Raw genomic sequence first — 12,929 nt, forward strand, 5'->3', positions numbered from 1 at the left:
ACACAAGGTTGCGGAAACCCTCGGTTTCTGTTGAGCCTCGACGTGCGTTCAAGGACACCCAGGGACACCCGAGGACGGGGCATCCGGGGGCACTCTTGGGGGCATCGTTCCGAGATTTGGGGGCATCCGTTCCGTGCCGTTGACCGACACCCAGTGCAAGAAGGCCGCGCCAGCCACGCGCGAATACAAGCTCGCCGATGCTGGCGGGCTCTACCTGTTCGTGACCACCAAAGGGCACAAGTCCTGGCGGCTCAAGTACCGCTTCGCCGACAAGGAAAAGCGGCTGATCCTCGGCGCCTATCCGGACATGCCGCTGCGCGACGCGCGCGACGCCCGGGAGGAGGCGAAGCGGCTGCTGCGCGAACACCGCGACCCGGCGACCGAGCGGCGCAAGCAGAAGATCCTGGCGCACGCCGCGGCCGGCGCGACCTTCAAGGTGGTGGCCGAGCGCTGGTACACCGCGCAGCTCGGCCGCTGGTCGAAGGTGAACGCGACCAAGATCGATCAGGCGCTCAAGCGGGACGTGTTCCCGGAGATCGGCGCGCTGCCGCTGTCCGACATAGACGGCCCGACGGTGCTGGCGCTTCTGCGCAAGATCGAACGCCGCGGGGCGATCGACAGCGCCAAGCGGATCCGGCAGCACATCTCGGCCGTGTTCGGCTACGGAATGGCCGAAGGCTTCTGCGATCGCGACCCCGCCGGCCGGCACCTGGTGAAGGCGATGCTGCCGACGCCGGTGGGCGGCAGCCAGCCCGGCCTGAGCAGCGTCGAGGAGATCCGGCAGCTGCATGCGACGATCGACGCTTCGACCGGCGGCCCGCTGACGAAGCTGGCATCGCGCCTGCTCGGGCTCACCTTCGTGCGGCCCGGCCTGGTCCCGACCGCGCGCTGGGCGGAGTTCGAGGGCATCGACTGGACGGACCCGAGTGGGGCGAGGGACAGCCCCGAGCCGATCTGGCGGATCAGCGCCGACCGCATGAAGCTCGAGCTGGAGAACAAGGCTGACGAGGCGTTCGAGCATATCGTGCCGCTGCCCGCCCAGGCGGTTGACGTGCTCCGCGCCGTGCACGCGCTGAGCGGGCGCTTCCCCTACTTGTTCCATAGCGTTCGCTCAACGCACCAGCCGATGTCGAACAACACGATCGGCTACCGCTACAACCAGTGCGGCTATCGCGGGCGGCACGTCCCGCACGGCTGGCGGACGGCTTTCTCTACGATCATGAACGAGCGCGCGACGCAGCTTGGGCTCGAGGGCGACCGCCCGATCATCGACGCGATGCTCTCGCACAAGCCGAAGGGCGTGTCCGCAGCGGAGATGGCGTACAACCGCGCGCGGCATATGCCGCGGCGATGGGAATTGGCGCGCTGGTGGGCCGAACAAACTATGGGCGGGGCGATCCCGGCTATCCAGCTGTTGGAAGAGTATGAGCGCGCGGGATAGCCCCCGCGCGCTGGTTCACGCCGCCTCGCTCCAAGACATTGGGTTGGCCATCCAGTCTTGCAGGTCGCTCTCGCGCCAGGCGACGGCGTTCGCGCCGAGGCGCACACTCTTGGGGAACTCCCCCCTTGCCATCTTCCGATAGATCGTCTTTCCGCAGAGCCCGGTGCGGGCCTCGACCTCGCGCAGGCGGACAAACGCGGCGATGGGCGCGGCGGCGCCGGTGAACTTCTCAGCGACTCCCATCGCTCTTCTCCTTCATCGAAAGCATGGGGCGGCCGGCTGGGCAGGCCCCGAGGTTGTAGCGGCGCCAGTACCGGTCCCAACGCGTCGCCGCGCCGGCGGCCAGCACCGCGCACGAAAGGTCACGGCCGTCCGGAAGGCGGCAGCGCGCGACGATGCGGTTGTAGCTGGGCTCGAGCGCCTGGCAGGCCAGCCGACTGTGCAGCACCAGAGCGGAAACCTTGCGCTGGCTTGCCCGGGCTCGCGCGTCATTGCAGACGTACCCGGCGCGCCGCGCGCGGCAGGGCTCGGCCGATCGGAAGTCCGGGGCCTGGACGCCTGCAATGCGCACCTTGGGGCCCTCGGTGCACCAGAGCGGCCCGTCGCCATCGTGGACGCGGGTGACCGTGCAGGTGAACGGCGCGGCGGCTAGGAGGGTGGCAATCAGCATGCCTGATCCTCCAAGATGCGGCGGACGGCGAGGCGTTGCTGGCGGGCTTCGCTTTCAGCATAGTCGGCGTGCCATGTTGCATCGTGCGCGCGGGCAATGCGCTCTCCGTTCACGTCCTCTTTGTGCGTAAAGCCAGTGTCTGCTGGCCCCTTCCAGCCCATGAACGCCATTTCCCGCTGGATGCGTTGGAGCATGTCAGACGGCCACCCCGCGATCTCTTTCGCGCGCTCCAGGTCATGCATGGCGCTGCTCCTCGGTTGCGTGGGCGCGGGTGTAATGCGGGAGGCAAGCGCCAGCACCGGCGGAGAGGCATTCCCGGAGCACCAGCCCGAGCGGGTTGTACTTGATGAAATATGCGCCGCCACCTGGACCGGATTTCGACATACCACTTCCAAACCAGTGCCGCGTAGGCGGAATGATCCAATTCATCCGGTCTTCCGACCATTCGCCGTCGTCGGCCTCGACCCAGTATTCGCAGGAGTGTGCGCGTTCTTCGCTGCGGGTGACCGGCTGATAGGCCAGCGTGTGGCCATAGGCGCGTAGGAACGCCATCTGTTCGACAGTGAGCCGTTCCAGCACGAACCGCGCAACGCCAATATCGGGATCGGTGCAGGAGGTGCATTCTCCGCCGAATGCCTCCCCCGTGCCGTGGCAGATGATGCAGGAGAAATAGGTAACGGCCGGCAGCATACCGCGCCGCTCCACCGCCCCCGCCTCCAGGCTGTCCGCTAGTGTGGGGGTCATGTGGTGGGCTCCAGAGTTGCACCGGCGACATAATTCCACTGGGGCGGCCAGATTAGGCCCTCGTCGCGGCAGTATTCGGCCAGTTCGTTAAGCTGGTATCCCTCAAGGCGGTCAAAGCTACCGCGCCAGAAGAAATAACGAACGATGTCTTTGCACGCCGCGCACTGTCGGTATGAGTTGAAATCGCCTTGGTAGAGCCCGCTTTCGTCCCAGCTCTTTTCCCCGGCGCGCACGGTTTGGCCGCATGTCTCGCAGCGGTGGTCCTTCCTGCGCGTGCGTATCTTGCTGCACCAGAAGCCCATCACTGCTCCCCTCTGTGGTTGAGTGCTGCGGAAGGAAGTTTATCCGCCCATTGAAATTCATGGTGTTCCGGGTTTCCTGTCGCCCCGAAGTGGTAAAGGCGAACCCGTTCATCGCGGGGAAGGTGTCCTTCCCACTGATCATACAATGCCTCTTGCAGCCACCTGCGAGGCAGGAAAGAGAGAAGCCAACTCATCGCTTCGCCCCCTCAATATATCGTCCAGCCGCCTGCGCGATACGTGCGAGACAATTACGCATAGCCTCGTCGATCGCTTCTTCGTCGTTCAGCTTCCACGCCTCAATCGCCTGCACTACAGCGTCGGTCATCGCGTCAAGTGGCTCAGATGCGTTCTGTATGTGCCTCTCCAGCGCCTCCCGCGCAGCATCCCCGCTCGGATGGGGGGTGGCGGACAGGTGAGCATCCCACTCGGCAGGATCATCCACCCCGTCGCGAGCATCAGCCCAAGCCTTGTCCACAATGCGATCGGTCAGCGGGAACGGCGCTTTCCCGGCGCCCACCGTCACTTCGGCGAACGCGGCCATGAAACCGATCTCGAAGAAATACTGCGCGCTTTTTGCTGGAATGCCCTTCTCCGCCTCCCCTCCGCTGATAGGGTTGATGGTGGAGAGCGCGTTACCGTAGCTGCTTAGAAATTTGCCATCCTGCCAGATGACGCCGATGCCGCCGCATTCTCGACAGCCGCTGCCGGGCTGGCACCGAAACCGCGCATCGTAAGGATAATCCTTGGTCGAAACGCATCCGTCGCAGGACTCCTGACATCCGCTGCACGCGGTCCAGCAACCGCCATCCTCCTCCATCACCTCGGCAATACGGACCTTCTCGCGCTCCACCTCAGCAGTCAGCGCGGCTGTGGATGCCTCGCGGTGGCTGGTGCTGATGGGACGCTCAAGCTCGTCAAGTTCTTGCTGGAACCTGCCCCGATCCTCGTACCACCAAGGATCAGATGTCCCGCTCTCGATGGCAATATTGCAGCGACGTATTTCGGAGCGAAGATGCTCGGCACGTTCTACTTTGCCCTTCGCCGCGTCCCGGTCTGCATCAGTTGCTTGCGTCATGGGTGTTCTCCGATCCTCGCTCATGACGGCTGCCTCGCTTCCTTGATGCGTTCGTGGAAAAACAGCACTGCGGCGTCGGCCGCCGCCTGCCAGCGACGCGACTGACCCGGGTCGATTCTGTCCATCTGCGCGAAAGCCTGCGCGACGGTCGCACCGAGCGGGCGCCGCGCGCCCATGGCGGCCTCGGCAAGCCTGCACGCCAGCTCGTCCCGCGGGATCTCGATCCCGATCAGCGTCCGCTTGATCTTCTCCGCTTGGCTCATTCTCCGCTTGCTCCCCAGGCATAGGCGGGCGGCTGATCGAGCAGCCACAGGTGTCGCATATTGGCGACGTTCACGACGGCGCGGTCGGCCGGATAAATCTCGACCGCCCAGCGATCGGCGTATCCGGCCTCGCGCTTCAGGCGCTGCAGGTCGTCCCAGCTGATGTTCTCGCGCCAGCTGTTCGATCGCTCGCACCATGTGGTGCGGTTGACGGACAGACGCAGAATGCCGCCCGGCTCCTCGTAGACCTGCACGAGGAACTCGCGCGATCGGTAGACCTTCAGACGCCGCGCCTCGTCGATGCCAGCTGACGGCCATTCCTGCCACGGCACGGCCACCAAGGCGGCCGGATGGCGCATGTTGTCGCGCTTCAGCTGGCGCAGCTGCGCGGCGTTCGGTTTCATCGTGTCCTAGGCCCTTTGCTCAGGCAGCTTCCAACGCGCGGCGGGCTGCCGATGCTGTTCAGATCGGAAAGCGGCGCGACGCTGATCGTCAGGTCCTCAGGCGTCGCGTCGCGCCAGACCATGACCCGCCGGCGCGGCTGATGTCCTGGGCGCGGCGGGTGGCGATCGTTGCCAAAGACGGCGCCGACCTGCAGAACGACGAGCGGCTGCCCGAACAGCCGCCTCCGCACCGATAGCCTTGTCGGCGGTGTGCTTCCCGGACGCTCGGCATAGTCCTCCACTCTCGCGAGCGCGGCACCTTCTGCGACCAGCTTGCCGAGCTCCTCGGCTTCCGCTGGCGACCAACGTTCGCCGAGGAGCGCCTGGCAGGCAGTCTTGAACTTTTCGCGCGGCGGGCGCGGTGGGATTGGTGGGCTCATCGCGGCACGCTGAACCCGGCGGCGTTGCGGTGCCCGCCACCGCCGAACTTGGACGCGATCGCCGAGACGTCCTCGCGATCGTCGCGGCTCCGCAGGCTCCACATGCGGGCATTCGGCGCGTCGAAGTAGGTGCCCGCGAACGGGGCGCTTGGGTGCGACTCGAGCAGCGCGTGACCGACCTCGCTCGCGAACATCGGCGGGCAGTTCACCACCACCGCATCGAACGCCCCGACGCGCTGCCGGCGCGCGAAGGAGGCGATTTCCTGCACCTTCGCATCGTGGAAGCGCTGCATGGCGGCAGCCTCGCGCATGATGGTCCGGCAGCTCGTCGTGTACGCGAGTTCGTGGGCGATCTCGTCGAAGCGCGCGAAGCTGAACGGCTCGGCGCGAAGCCACAGCCCGAATGGCTTGGTGTCGGGCAGGGTGAAGCGCCACAGGTCCCGATCCTCGATCAGCGTGATCAGGTAGGGCGCCGGGCGCTCGTGGCAAAACTCCCAAGCCATCCGCGCGCCAGACCGTTCCATGTCGAAGCAGGCGACGATCGGCGGATATCCGCCCCGGGTCAGATCTCCAACCATCAAGCCCACCACCGCCGGCGTGAACCGCTCCGGCTTACCCTCGAACCGCGCGAACTGCTCCAGGTCTTCCCTGGCCGTCTTGTGATGGTCGAGGACGACAATCGACCGGGCCGCCCGCGCCATCTCTTCCAGGACGGCCTTCTTGTAGCTGAAGTCGACGATCAGGACGTGGCGGCCGGCGACATCGGGCGGCGTCTGGCCATAGTTCGCCGCCACATACTCGCAGGCGTCGCCCCAGCGCTGCCAGCATGCCCAGGCGGCGCCGAATCCGTCGGCGCACTGATCGTGATAGATCACGAGGTCGGGCCTATAGTCGGGCATCGGTAATCTCCGTTTCCGCCGCCTCGCGGCGCGCTAATTCATGCCGAAGGTCCTCCGTGGGGACTGCGGCCAATGTGGGCTGATCCACGAGCGTCAGGCCGCGCCGGCGGCCCGGAACCTTCCGGACCAACCCGGCGTCGATCAGGAAATCGACCGCCTGGTGAGCATGGCCAGCCGAGGAAAATCCGCACTGGGCGGAGATCTCCCGATAGGTCGGCGCCAGCCCCGTTTGGGACAGCCGCTCCCTGATCAGGGTGAGCACCTGCAGCTGTCGCGCGGTCATCGCCGCCTCCCATCGCGGCAGGGCGCACACCGCCCGCCGACCAGCCTCGCGCTATCACCGCCGCACTGCTCGCATTCGCCCGGCACGCCGACCGGAACCGGCTGCCGTGCCGCGCGCAGACTGCGCTCGAGGTGCTGCTCGGCGAGCTGGTTCGCCTCGTCGATCGTGTCGGCCATCAGGCGGCCTCAGCGACGTCGTGCTCGCCGCAGCCGCGACCGACCAGCTCGCCGTTCACGCCGCCGGTGAAGTCCTTCCAGTGCACCCAACCCTGCGGGCAGGCGAAGCCCCACTCGCGGACCTTGGGCCCGGTGAAGAACAGCGAGACTGCGGGCGTGCCGTCAATCAGCTCGAGCCTGTGCAACGCCTCGGCCGGCCGGTGCACGATGTCACCTGCCTCGCGGATGAAGGTGCCTTCGGGCGTGATCTCGCGATAGCGGCCGATCAGCAGCATGGAGGTGTTCGCCCACGGGTGATCGTGCAGCGCCCGGTCATCGTCGTCGCGCAGGATCTCGTGCAGGAAGACGTTCTGATGCTTGTTGCGAGGGATGAGCCACCAGCGCCGCAGGTAGGCGGGGGCGCCGATGACGAAGTCCGGCCGGCGCTGCATCATGGCGCGTGCCCAGGCGGCCATATCCTCGGGTGAGGTGTAGGGGATCATCGCGCCTTCCTTGCCGTTTTCGCGGGGTTGATCGCGCCGCCTTCGACGTCGACGCCGCGGGCGGTCAGCTGCTCCGTCCAGAGCGCGCGCATCTCGTCGGAGCAGTGCGCCATCGCGTCGCGCCAATCCGGCGCCCGGCCGTGCTCGATATTGAACCGCGTCTGATAGAAAAGGCTCTGCGCGTTGTGCGGCAGCTCGAGCTTGTGGGCAGTCGCGCAGATCTCGCACGTGCCTTCGCGCGCCGGCATCAGCATCATGGTGCCGCTGCCTTCGGTGGGGATGTTGATCGGCTGGCGCATCAGTAGTCGCCCACCGACGTGATCACCGCGTCTTCGTCGATGATCAGCTTGGTGCCACAGGCGACATAGGCCCGGAGTTTCTGCTCGATGCCGTAGACGCGGCCAACCCAGCTCTTCGTCGCGGCTGGCCTGTCGTGAACATAGAACCCGGCGATGCTGCCGTCCTTGTCGACGAGCAGGCGGTATTTCGCCTTGTAGAGATCGCGGCCTTTCAGGACTTCGTCATCGTCAAGCTTGATCCAGGTGCTGCCGTAGTCACTCCGCTCCACCTCAACCGTGATGTGCTCGCCCCACTCGCCGTCGTCCTCGTAGGGCTTCAGCATGTAGGCGGCGATTTCGGAGAGCTTCACCTCCTTCGGGGCGAGCTTCAGAAGCTCATCCATGTCGGCTGCCAGCTGCCCGGCAACCAGCGGCGCAACGCGGGCCTCGATCTGCACCTTGAGCATGCTGGCGACGGTGGCGCCGTAGGAAGGCAGGTCGAGCCGATCTACGCGCAGCGCTTCCTCGATCGCCTTCTCGATCAGCTTACCGGTATCGCTGTAGCTGCGCAGCGCCCGGTCGACGCTCTCGACGATCAGCTTGTCGACGCGGGTCTGCACCTCCTTCTCGATGAAGTCGGGCGTCATGCGGCGCGCGACCGCGGCGCTGATCAGCGAACACAGCTGGTCATCCGCCGGCGCGACGGCCGGCGCGGTGGTGGTGTCGGTCAACGGACGTCTCCCTGGAATGAGGTGCTCCGGCCGGCCTCCGCGGCCGGAGCGAGGGTGCGCGCTTGTGCGCTGCTTGCGACCTCGAGGGGGTGTGCGGAGGCCACCTCGGGGGAATGGGGCTGGTACGCCGCGACGACGCACCGGATCAGCATGCTGGCGAGCAGCAGCGCGGCGACGCCGAGCATGGCTTTGGGGAATCGATCGCGCATCAGAGGGGCTTTCGATCAAGCAGGTGGCGGTTCGGCCGGCTCGGCATCTTCACCCAGCCGTTCGCCAGCACGATCTTCACGTCGCCGCTCGGTGCGATGACGCGGTATCGGCCGTCGGAAGTGACCGACATGACGGGGCAATCGAACTGGAACACCGGCGGCGCGTCGCCGCGCGGCCACCACATTTCCCGCATCGTCGCCTCGCGGAACACGGTGATGATGAAGGCGTGCGTGTTCGGGTCGATGTTGTTCGCCTTCATCGCGCCCAGCTGCGCGCGGGTAAACCGATCGCCCGGCGCATTCAGCCAGCCGACCCAGGGGCTCTGGTTCGACGGTGTGATGACGAGGTTCGAGGGCTGGCGCGGGAAAGTCACAGCGGCCACCAGCGGCGCCGAGGGTGCTCCTGCGGCTGCTCGACCTTGAACGGCCCGCGCCGGTCGGCGGCGATCCAAACACCGCCCCAATGAGCGGTGTCGTCGGGTCGCTGGCTGGCGCGTTTGCGGGGCTGAGCGGCCTTCACAGAGCGCCACCCTTCTGCTTGGCGATGAATGCGCGGATCTCAGCGACCGCGCCGTCCATGATGACGCGCATGAAGTCGACTTTTCCTGCCTCGTTCGCAGGCAGCTCGGCGAGGCCATAGGTCTCCAGCATGGTGGCGACTTCTGCCAAGCTTTCGAGCGTGCCCTGCCCCTCCAGCGGTAGGTTCGCGCAGAAAGCCCGATAGTCCGCCTCGCCAGCTAGCACATGCCTGAGCATGTCCTCTGCCTGCGCGACCGTCAGCAGGTTTGTGCCGTGACGCTGGTGTGGGTGACCCTTGATGGTGGCACAGCTATCGGCGCAGACCTCGGGCGGAAGAGGCCAAGCGCAGAAGCGCTCGGCCATCGCGCGAATGGGATTGCTCTTCATGCCGCCACCGCCACGCGCTCGGCGTCGATTGCCATGTTGATCAGCTCGAAAAGCACCCGAGGGGATATACCGAGCCGAGCCGCGCGCAGGTCGATGCCTTCAAGGTGATCTTCCACGCGGGCACCGATGGCCGCGCGCCGCGGATCGTCGAGCGCCATGCCGACCAGCGGCCGGGTGATCTGGCGGATCGCCAGGACGTCACCGCGGAAGTCGTCGACCGCCTGCAGAACGTCCGGGTCGTTGAGTGAGGGATGCTGTTGCATCGGGGTCTCCATGCCGCAATGTGCGGTACAGATCCCGTATGTGCGGGAAATATCCCGCAGTCAATACCTATGCGGGAAGTTTCCCGTATTTCACTCGTTGCATGCTGTTACATGCCGAACGCTTCGTCCCAAGGCATGACGCGATGAACCTCTCGATACATGCGGCTATCGAGCCGAAAGATTGCTGGCGGGTTGAACTGCTGCAGTTCGATATAGCTGGCCGAGCGCCTAACGAGGCGTTTGATCAGCACCCCTGCAGCGTTGTCGCTGTCGACACGATCGCGGAGGTAAACGACAACATAGTCCCGGATGCTGGGCGGCTTCTTCGGGTCAACGATGATGCCGGCACCGCTTTCGAACGCGGGGGACATCGACTCGCCTGTCACATAAAGCCCATAGATATCGCGACGATGCAGCAAGGCTGGCGGGCGCCTAAAGCGGTCGACCACTTCTCCCATATTGAGGTCGGTCTGCTCGATAGCAACCATGCCATCGAACCCATCCCCGTATTCGTGTTCCGAACCCATTGCAGTACCGTAAACGGGGATATCTTGGATCATATCCTGAGGTTGAGGGACAAGGCTCCTAATTCCGCCTTCATTCTGGACCGCGCCGGCAGGCTGGTCTGACCTGCCCTGAAGATAGTCGGTCGTGGTTTCCAGAATTGAGGCGAGTGATGCCAGGCGCGTGGCGAGAGGGTGGGCGCCGCGCCGTATGTCCCTGATGAGATCGGGTTTCCCCGTGGCTGCCAACGAGGCTTTCCGGTCGCTTAAGCCAAGCGCTTGCAGGCGCTCGTCGATGCGATCGATGAGGATGGTAGATCGGTCAGCCATGCGGGAGCCATCCCGCAAAATCGCAGTCTGTGCATCCGGGAAGTATCCCTTGACATGTGCGGGAACTATCCCGCATATGCTCAATTCCATGGAACAGGCTTCGCAATGAGCAGCAGCAACCTTCTCGCCGACGTCGAGACTTTCCTCAAGAGGACGGGGATGGCCGATAGCGCGCTTGGTCGCGGCGCCGTGAATGACTGGAGGCTGGTCAGCCAGCTGCGCGCTGGTCGCCGCGTCTGGCCGGAGACCGAGCAGAAAGTCCGTCGCTTCATGGAGCAGTACGAAGCGCCCGAGGCGCGGGCCGCATGATAGCGATCGACCACGATAGCGCGCTGCGCGCCCGGCTCGCCTCCACGTGCGCCCTCTGCGGCGTGGGCGGTTGGCACCCGGAAGCCCGGTCCTGCCAATTCCAGAATTGCAGCCTCTCGGTCGTCAGCGATTCCCCCCTGGTCGCTGACGGCGTGTCGGGAGCGGGCGCGGATCTTCCCTCCCTGGGGTCCGCGCCCGTGTTTCCCGCCGATACCGATTCCCTTTTCCATGCCCCGGAGATTGCACTTTGAGCCGCCCGCAGATCCACGGTCGATACGCTACCGTTCCCGCATCCTTGCTTCTGGAAACGCTGGGCGACAGCCTCGCCAAGATCCGGCGGGAAGACGGCGCGACGGATGATGATCTGGGCGCCGTCCTGGGCAAAAGCGGCGACACGGCCGAGCGGTACCGCGCCGGTGGCAGCGAGATGGGCGTCGTCGCGTTCCTGCGCGGCTGCCGCGCCTGGGACGGCCGCTTCGCCAACCCCGCGCTGGCGCTGGTCGGCATGAAGCTGGTCGAGATCGACAGCGGTGAGGGCAGCGATCGCGCTGGCTTCACCGCGCTCGCGACCCTGCTCGCCCAGCTGTCCGAGGCGCTGGAAGACGACAACATCGTCGACGATCGCGAGCTGGCAGCCATGGCGGCGGCCGTCGAGAGCGCCGGCAAGCATATCGACCGGCTCCGCGAACGCGCGCGTCCGCGGCTGATCTCCAACCGAGGATGAACCGCCGGCGCAAAGCCGGCTGAAGGAGTGCACCATGATCGCCAAAAATGGCGCGGCGGCTGCGCAGGCAGCTTCCGCGAGCGAATCTTTGCGCGCTGGAACTGAGGCAGGGGAGCGGTATCCGTTCCGCTCCCACCGGACGGTTGCCGAGGTCTGGGCCGACTGCGGCCCGTTAGCTTGCGTCGGGGGTATCTGGCGCTTGGAGGACGAGCGCGCCTCGACCGTCCACCACGAGGTTGACGGGTTCGTCTTCATTCCGGTGGTGGCGCGTGTCGGCGCTTCGGAGGTGTGCTGATGCCCGCCCACCGCAATCCCGCCTGGTCGGCGGCTGAGCTGAAGCTCCTGCGCGAGCACTATGTCGAGGGCGGTATGCCCGCGGCGCACTCGGCGCTGCCCGCTCGCTCGATCTACTCGATCCGCATGAAGGCCGCCAGGCTCAAGCTGAAGTCGCCGCTCCGCGCGCCGGCCCGCAAGCATATGCTGAACGGCGAGCGCCTGGCGGCTGCCATCGAGCTGCGCGAGCAGGGTGTCCCGTTCTCCAAGATCGCGGCGCAATTCGGCGTCTGCGAGACGGCAGCCACGAACGCAATCACAACGGCGCTCTGCGCAGCGCGCGGGCATCGCCCTGCGGAGCGCGATCGCGCGGGTAAGCTCCTGCCCACCGAGATCGAGCGCCTGCGCTACATGCTGAAGAAGGGCGTGAAGCACATCGAGATCCAGCAGCGGATGGGCATCAGCGCGTCTTCCGTCTCGCACTACCGTCGAGCCTACAACGCGGAGCTGGAAGCGCGCGGCAAGGCGCTCCTGCCGCCCCCAGGCAACGGCGAGCGCTATTCCGGAGTGCCGGTCGATCCGAATGACCGAAAGCGTGTCGAGGAACTGCTGCTGACGGGTCTGGGCTCGATCAAGGTCTCCGACCGGACTGGTGTCAGCAAGACGTCGGTGGTGAAGATCCGCGCCACTCTGGTGAAGCGCCTAAAGGCGAGGGGGCAGGTGCTCCCAGGATGTGACATCAACGGCCGGCGCGTGAAGCTGATCGCCCAGGCGCACAGCATTCCCGAATCGACGAAGGAGCGCTTTCGCAGTTTGCTGCTCAACGGGATGCCGGTCGCGCGCGCTGCCACCATCTGCGGCATCGGGGCCTGCAGCGGCTACCGGCTCCGCAATGAGCTGCGCGATCAGCTTGCGGCCCGCGGCGAGCAGCTGCCGCCGGTCCGTCGGCCTGGCAAGCTGACCGAGCAGGCTCGCGCGATCCGGAGCACGGAACAGCTCAGCCGGGAGGAGCGCCGCCGCCTTCGCCGGCTGGTGAGCGAACACGGCGAAGAGGAGGGGCGCCGCGAGTTCCAGCGCGAGCGCCGCGCCGCCGCCATGGCTCCGAAGACCTTCGAGGAGCAGCTCGCCCGGGTCGCCTCCGGCGCTGCCAGCATCACCCGCACCTTCAAGCCTTCCCGCGCCGCACCTGAGCTGACGCTCGGCGGTGTCGCATCGGCGGCGCTTTGATGAGCGCCGGCCAAATCC

Annotated in this window: 25 protein-coding genes; 5 read left to right on the forward strand and 20 right to left on the reverse strand. The window is 66.1% G+C overall.

Annotation, left to right across the window (positions count from 1 at the left end; genetic code table 11):
- Window positions 1–133 precede the first annotated feature (133 nt).
- The gene (locus SPI01S_RS13740; RefSeq protein WP_245653600.1) at window positions 134–1,441 is read left to right on the forward strand and encodes a tyrosine-type recombinase/integrase; all 1,308 of its coding nucleotides are present in this window, start codon (window positions 134–136) and stop codon (window positions 1,439–1,441) included.
- A gap of 15 nt (window positions 1,442–1,456) precedes the next feature.
- Here the strand turns inward: SPI01S_RS13740 and SPI01S_RS13745 are convergent, their stop codons facing one another.
- The 20 genes from SPI01S_RS13745 to SPI01S_RS13830 form a co-directional block, all read right to left on the reverse strand.
- The gene (locus SPI01S_RS13745; RefSeq protein ID WP_066723444.1) at window positions 1,457–1,684 is read right to left on the reverse strand and encodes a helix-turn-helix transcriptional regulator; all 228 of its coding nucleotides are present in this window, start codon (window positions 1,682–1,684) and stop codon (window positions 1,457–1,459) included.
- Window positions 1,671–2,111, reverse strand: a complete 441-nt coding sequence (locus SPI01S_RS13750) for a thermonuclease family protein (RefSeq protein WP_066723447.1) — start codon at window positions 2,109–2,111, stop codon at window positions 1,671–1,673. Before SPI01S_RS13750 ends, SPI01S_RS13745 begins: the two co-directional genes overlap by 14 nt.
- The gene (locus tag SPI01S_RS13755; RefSeq protein WP_066723449.1) at window positions 2,105–2,353 is read right to left on the reverse strand and encodes a hypothetical protein; all 249 of its coding nucleotides are present in this window, start codon (window positions 2,351–2,353) and stop codon (window positions 2,105–2,107) included. The genes SPI01S_RS13750 and SPI01S_RS13755 overlap by 7 nt, the downstream gene beginning before the upstream one ends.
- Window positions 2,346–2,855, reverse strand: a complete 510-nt coding sequence (locus SPI01S_RS13760; RefSeq protein ID WP_066723453.1) for a hypothetical protein — start codon at window positions 2,853–2,855, stop codon at window positions 2,346–2,348. The genes SPI01S_RS13755 and SPI01S_RS13760 overlap by 8 nt, the downstream gene beginning before the upstream one ends.
- A complete protein-coding gene (locus SPI01S_RS13765; protein WP_066723455.1) occupies window positions 2,852–3,157 on the reverse strand; it encodes a hypothetical protein in 306 nt (101 codons plus the stop codon). Before SPI01S_RS13765 ends, SPI01S_RS13760 begins: the two co-directional genes overlap by 4 nt.
- Window positions 3,158–3,347: 190 nt before the next feature.
- Entirely contained in the window at window positions 3,348–4,232 is an 885-nt protein-coding gene (locus tag SPI01S_RS13770) for a hypothetical protein (RefSeq protein ID WP_066723457.1), read from the reverse strand.
- A 20-nt stretch (window positions 4,233–4,252) separates the two neighbouring features.
- Window positions 4,253–4,495 (reverse strand): hypothetical protein, encoded by a 243-nt coding sequence (locus tag SPI01S_RS13775; RefSeq protein WP_066723458.1) that lies wholly within the window; start codon window positions 4,493–4,495, stop codon window positions 4,253–4,255.
- Window positions 4,492–4,899 carry a DUF7694 domain-containing protein gene (locus tag SPI01S_RS13780; RefSeq protein WP_218017614.1) on the reverse strand — a complete coding sequence of 136 codons (408 nt, stop codon included), beginning with the start codon at window positions 4,897–4,899 and terminating at the stop codon, window positions 4,492–4,494. The genes SPI01S_RS13775 and SPI01S_RS13780 overlap by 4 nt, the downstream gene beginning before the upstream one ends.
- Window positions 4,896–5,318, reverse strand: a complete 423-nt coding sequence (locus tag SPI01S_RS22335) for a Clp protease/crotonase-like domain-containing protein (RefSeq protein ID WP_157084691.1) — start codon at window positions 5,316–5,318, stop codon at window positions 4,896–4,898. The genes SPI01S_RS13780 and SPI01S_RS22335 overlap by 4 nt, the downstream gene beginning before the upstream one ends.
- Window positions 5,315–6,217 carry a DHH family phosphoesterase gene (locus SPI01S_RS13785; RefSeq protein WP_066723467.1) on the reverse strand — a complete coding sequence of 301 codons (903 nt, stop codon included), beginning with the start codon at window positions 6,215–6,217 and terminating at the stop codon, window positions 5,315–5,317. Before SPI01S_RS13785 ends, SPI01S_RS22335 begins: the two co-directional genes overlap by 4 nt.
- Window positions 6,204–6,500: a LexA family protein gene (locus SPI01S_RS13790; RefSeq protein ID WP_066723470.1), complete on the reverse strand. Its 297-nt coding sequence runs from the start codon at window positions 6,498–6,500 to the stop codon at window positions 6,204–6,206. The genes SPI01S_RS13785 and SPI01S_RS13790 overlap by 14 nt, the downstream gene beginning before the upstream one ends.
- Window positions 6,497–6,676 (reverse strand): conjugal transfer protein TraR, encoded by a 180-nt coding sequence (locus SPI01S_RS21895; RefSeq protein ID WP_084253465.1) that lies wholly within the window; start codon window positions 6,674–6,676, stop codon window positions 6,497–6,499. The genes SPI01S_RS13790 and SPI01S_RS21895 overlap by 4 nt, the downstream gene beginning before the upstream one ends.
- Window positions 6,676–7,158: a hypothetical protein gene (locus SPI01S_RS13795; protein WP_066723472.1), complete on the reverse strand. Its 483-nt coding sequence runs from the start codon at window positions 7,156–7,158 to the stop codon at window positions 6,676–6,678. Before SPI01S_RS13795 ends, SPI01S_RS21895 begins: the two co-directional genes overlap by 1 nt.
- A complete protein-coding gene (locus SPI01S_RS13800; RefSeq protein ID WP_066723475.1) occupies window positions 7,155–7,457 on the reverse strand; it encodes a hypothetical protein in 303 nt (100 codons plus the stop codon). Before SPI01S_RS13800 ends, SPI01S_RS13795 begins: the two co-directional genes overlap by 4 nt.
- Window positions 7,457–8,167, reverse strand: a complete 711-nt coding sequence (locus SPI01S_RS13805; protein WP_066723479.1) for a hypothetical protein — start codon at window positions 8,165–8,167, stop codon at window positions 7,457–7,459. Before SPI01S_RS13805 ends, SPI01S_RS13800 begins: the two co-directional genes overlap by 1 nt.
- The gene (locus tag SPI01S_RS13810) at window positions 8,164–8,376 is read right to left on the reverse strand and encodes a hypothetical protein (RefSeq protein WP_066723487.1); all 213 of its coding nucleotides are present in this window, start codon (window positions 8,374–8,376) and stop codon (window positions 8,164–8,166) included. The genes SPI01S_RS13805 and SPI01S_RS13810 overlap by 4 nt, the downstream gene beginning before the upstream one ends.
- Window positions 8,376–8,759 carry a hypothetical protein gene (locus SPI01S_RS13815; RefSeq protein WP_245653601.1) on the reverse strand — a complete coding sequence of 128 codons (384 nt, stop codon included), beginning with the start codon at window positions 8,757–8,759 and terminating at the stop codon, window positions 8,376–8,378. Before SPI01S_RS13815 ends, SPI01S_RS13810 begins: the two co-directional genes overlap by 1 nt.
- Before the next feature lie 133 nt (window positions 8,760–8,892).
- A complete protein-coding gene (locus tag SPI01S_RS13820) occupies window positions 8,893–9,282 on the reverse strand; it encodes a hypothetical protein (RefSeq protein ID WP_066723493.1) in 390 nt (129 codons plus the stop codon).
- Entirely contained in the window at window positions 9,279–9,545 is a 267-nt protein-coding gene (locus SPI01S_RS13825) for a hypothetical protein (RefSeq protein ID WP_066723676.1), read from the reverse strand. The genes SPI01S_RS13820 and SPI01S_RS13825 overlap by 4 nt, the downstream gene beginning before the upstream one ends.
- Window positions 9,546–9,652: 107 nt before the next feature.
- On the reverse strand, window positions 9,653–10,378 hold the full coding sequence (locus tag SPI01S_RS13830; protein WP_066723496.1) for a S24 family peptidase: 726 nt from the start codon (window positions 10,376–10,378) through the stop codon (window positions 9,653–9,655).
- A 105-nt stretch (window positions 10,379–10,483) separates the two neighbouring features.
- Here SPI01S_RS13830 and SPI01S_RS13835 point away from each other — a divergent pair, with 105 nt between their 5' ends.
- The 4 genes from SPI01S_RS13835 (at window position 10,484) to SPI01S_RS13855 (ending at window position 12,911) form a co-directional block, all read left to right on the forward strand.
- On the forward strand, window positions 10,484–10,687 hold the full coding sequence (locus SPI01S_RS13835) for a hypothetical protein (protein WP_066723499.1): 204 nt from the start codon (window positions 10,484–10,486) through the stop codon (window positions 10,685–10,687).
- Window positions 10,688–10,982: 295 nt separating this feature from the next.
- On the forward strand, window positions 10,983–11,411 hold the full coding sequence (locus SPI01S_RS13845) for a hypothetical protein (RefSeq protein ID WP_245653602.1): 429 nt from the start codon (window positions 10,983–10,985) through the stop codon (window positions 11,409–11,411).
- Between the two features lie 34 nt (window positions 11,412–11,445).
- Window positions 11,446–11,706, forward strand: a complete 261-nt coding sequence (locus tag SPI01S_RS13850) for a hypothetical protein (protein ID WP_066723510.1) — start codon at window positions 11,446–11,448, stop codon at window positions 11,704–11,706.
- Complete coding sequence (locus SPI01S_RS13855) at window positions 11,706–12,911, forward strand: hypothetical protein (protein ID WP_157084692.1); 1,206 nt, start codon at window positions 11,706–11,708, stop codon at window positions 12,909–12,911. Before SPI01S_RS13850 ends, SPI01S_RS13855 begins: the two co-directional genes overlap by 1 nt.
- Window positions 12,912–12,929 lie beyond the last annotated feature (18 nt).

This window comes from Sphingomonas pituitosa NBRC 102491 (genome assembly GCF_001598435.1).
Taxonomy (GTDB): domain Bacteria; phylum Pseudomonadota; class Alphaproteobacteria; order Sphingomonadales; family Sphingomonadaceae; genus Sphingomonas; species Sphingomonas pituitosa.

What these genes read in the sequence shown, in the direction of transcription:
- SPI01S_RS13745 (WP_066723444.1), bottom strand. Translation starts at nt 1,684, where the DNA reads ATGGGAGTCGCTGAGAAGTTCACCGGCGCCGCCGCGCCCATCGCCGCG.
- SPI01S_RS13750 (WP_066723447.1), bottom strand. Translation starts at nt 2,111, where the DNA reads ATGCTGATTGCCACCCTCCTAGCCGCCGCGCCGTTCACCTGCACGGTC.
- SPI01S_RS13755 (WP_066723449.1), bottom strand. Translation starts at nt 2,353, where the DNA reads ATGCATGACCTGGAGCGCGCGAAAGAGATCGCGGGGTGGCCGTCTGAC.
- SPI01S_RS13760 (WP_066723453.1), bottom strand. Translation starts at nt 2,855, where the DNA reads ATGACCCCCACACTAGCGGACAGCCTGGAGGCGGGGGCGGTGGAGCGG.
- SPI01S_RS13765 (WP_066723455.1), bottom strand. Translation starts at nt 3,157, where the DNA reads ATGGGCTTCTGGTGCAGCAAGATACGCACGCGCAGGAAGGACCACCGC.
- SPI01S_RS13770 (WP_066723457.1), bottom strand. Translation starts at nt 4,232, where the DNA reads ATGACGCAAGCAACTGATGCAGACCGGGACGCGGCGAAGGGCAAAGTA.
- SPI01S_RS13775 (WP_066723458.1), bottom strand. Translation starts at nt 4,495, where the DNA reads ATGAGCCAAGCGGAGAAGATCAAGCGGACGCTGATCGGGATCGAGATC.
- SPI01S_RS13780 (WP_218017614.1), bottom strand. Translation starts at nt 4,899, where the DNA reads ATGAAACCGAACGCCGCGCAGCTGCGCCAGCTGAAGCGCGACAACATG.
- SPI01S_RS22335 (WP_157084691.1), bottom strand. Translation starts at nt 5,318, where the DNA reads ATGAGCCCACCAATCCCACCGCGCCCGCCGCGCGAAAAGTTCAAGACT.
- SPI01S_RS13785 (WP_066723467.1), bottom strand. Translation starts at nt 6,217, where the DNA reads ATGCCCGACTATAGGCCCGACCTCGTGATCTATCACGATCAGTGCGCC.
- SPI01S_RS13790 (WP_066723470.1), bottom strand. Translation starts at nt 6,500, where the DNA reads ATGACCGCGCGACAGCTGCAGGTGCTCACCCTGATCAGGGAGCGGCTG.
- SPI01S_RS21895 (WP_084253465.1), bottom strand. Translation starts at nt 6,676, where the DNA reads ATGGCCGACACGATCGACGAGGCGAACCAGCTCGCCGAGCAGCACCTC.
- SPI01S_RS13795 (WP_066723472.1), bottom strand. Translation starts at nt 7,158, where the DNA reads ATGATCCCCTACACCTCACCCGAGGATATGGCCGCCTGGGCACGCGCC.
- SPI01S_RS13800 (WP_066723475.1), bottom strand. Translation starts at nt 7,457, where the DNA reads ATGCGCCAGCCGATCAACATCCCCACCGAAGGCAGCGGCACCATGATG.
- SPI01S_RS13810 (WP_066723487.1), bottom strand. Translation starts at nt 8,376, where the DNA reads ATGCGCGATCGATTCCCCAAAGCCATGCTCGGCGTCGCCGCGCTGCTG.
- SPI01S_RS13820 (WP_066723493.1), bottom strand. Translation starts at nt 9,282, where the DNA reads ATGAAGAGCAATCCCATTCGCGCGATGGCCGAGCGCTTCTGCGCTTGG.
- SPI01S_RS13825 (WP_066723676.1), bottom strand. Translation starts at nt 9,545, where the DNA reads ATGCAACAGCATCCCTCACTCAACGACCCGGACGTTCTGCAGGCGGTC.
- SPI01S_RS13830 (WP_066723496.1), bottom strand. Translation starts at nt 10,378, where the DNA reads ATGGCTGACCGATCTACCATCCTCATCGATCGCATCGACGAGCGCCTG.
- SPI01S_RS13835 (WP_066723499.1), top strand. Translation starts at nt 10,484, where the DNA reads ATGAGCAGCAGCAACCTTCTCGCCGACGTCGAGACTTTCCTCAAGAGG.
- SPI01S_RS13850 (WP_066723510.1), top strand. Translation starts at nt 11,446, where the DNA reads ATGATCGCCAAAAATGGCGCGGCGGCTGCGCAGGCAGCTTCCGCGAGC.
- SPI01S_RS13855 (WP_157084692.1), top strand. Translation starts at nt 11,706, where the DNA reads ATGCCCGCCCACCGCAATCCCGCCTGGTCGGCGGCTGAGCTGAAGCTC.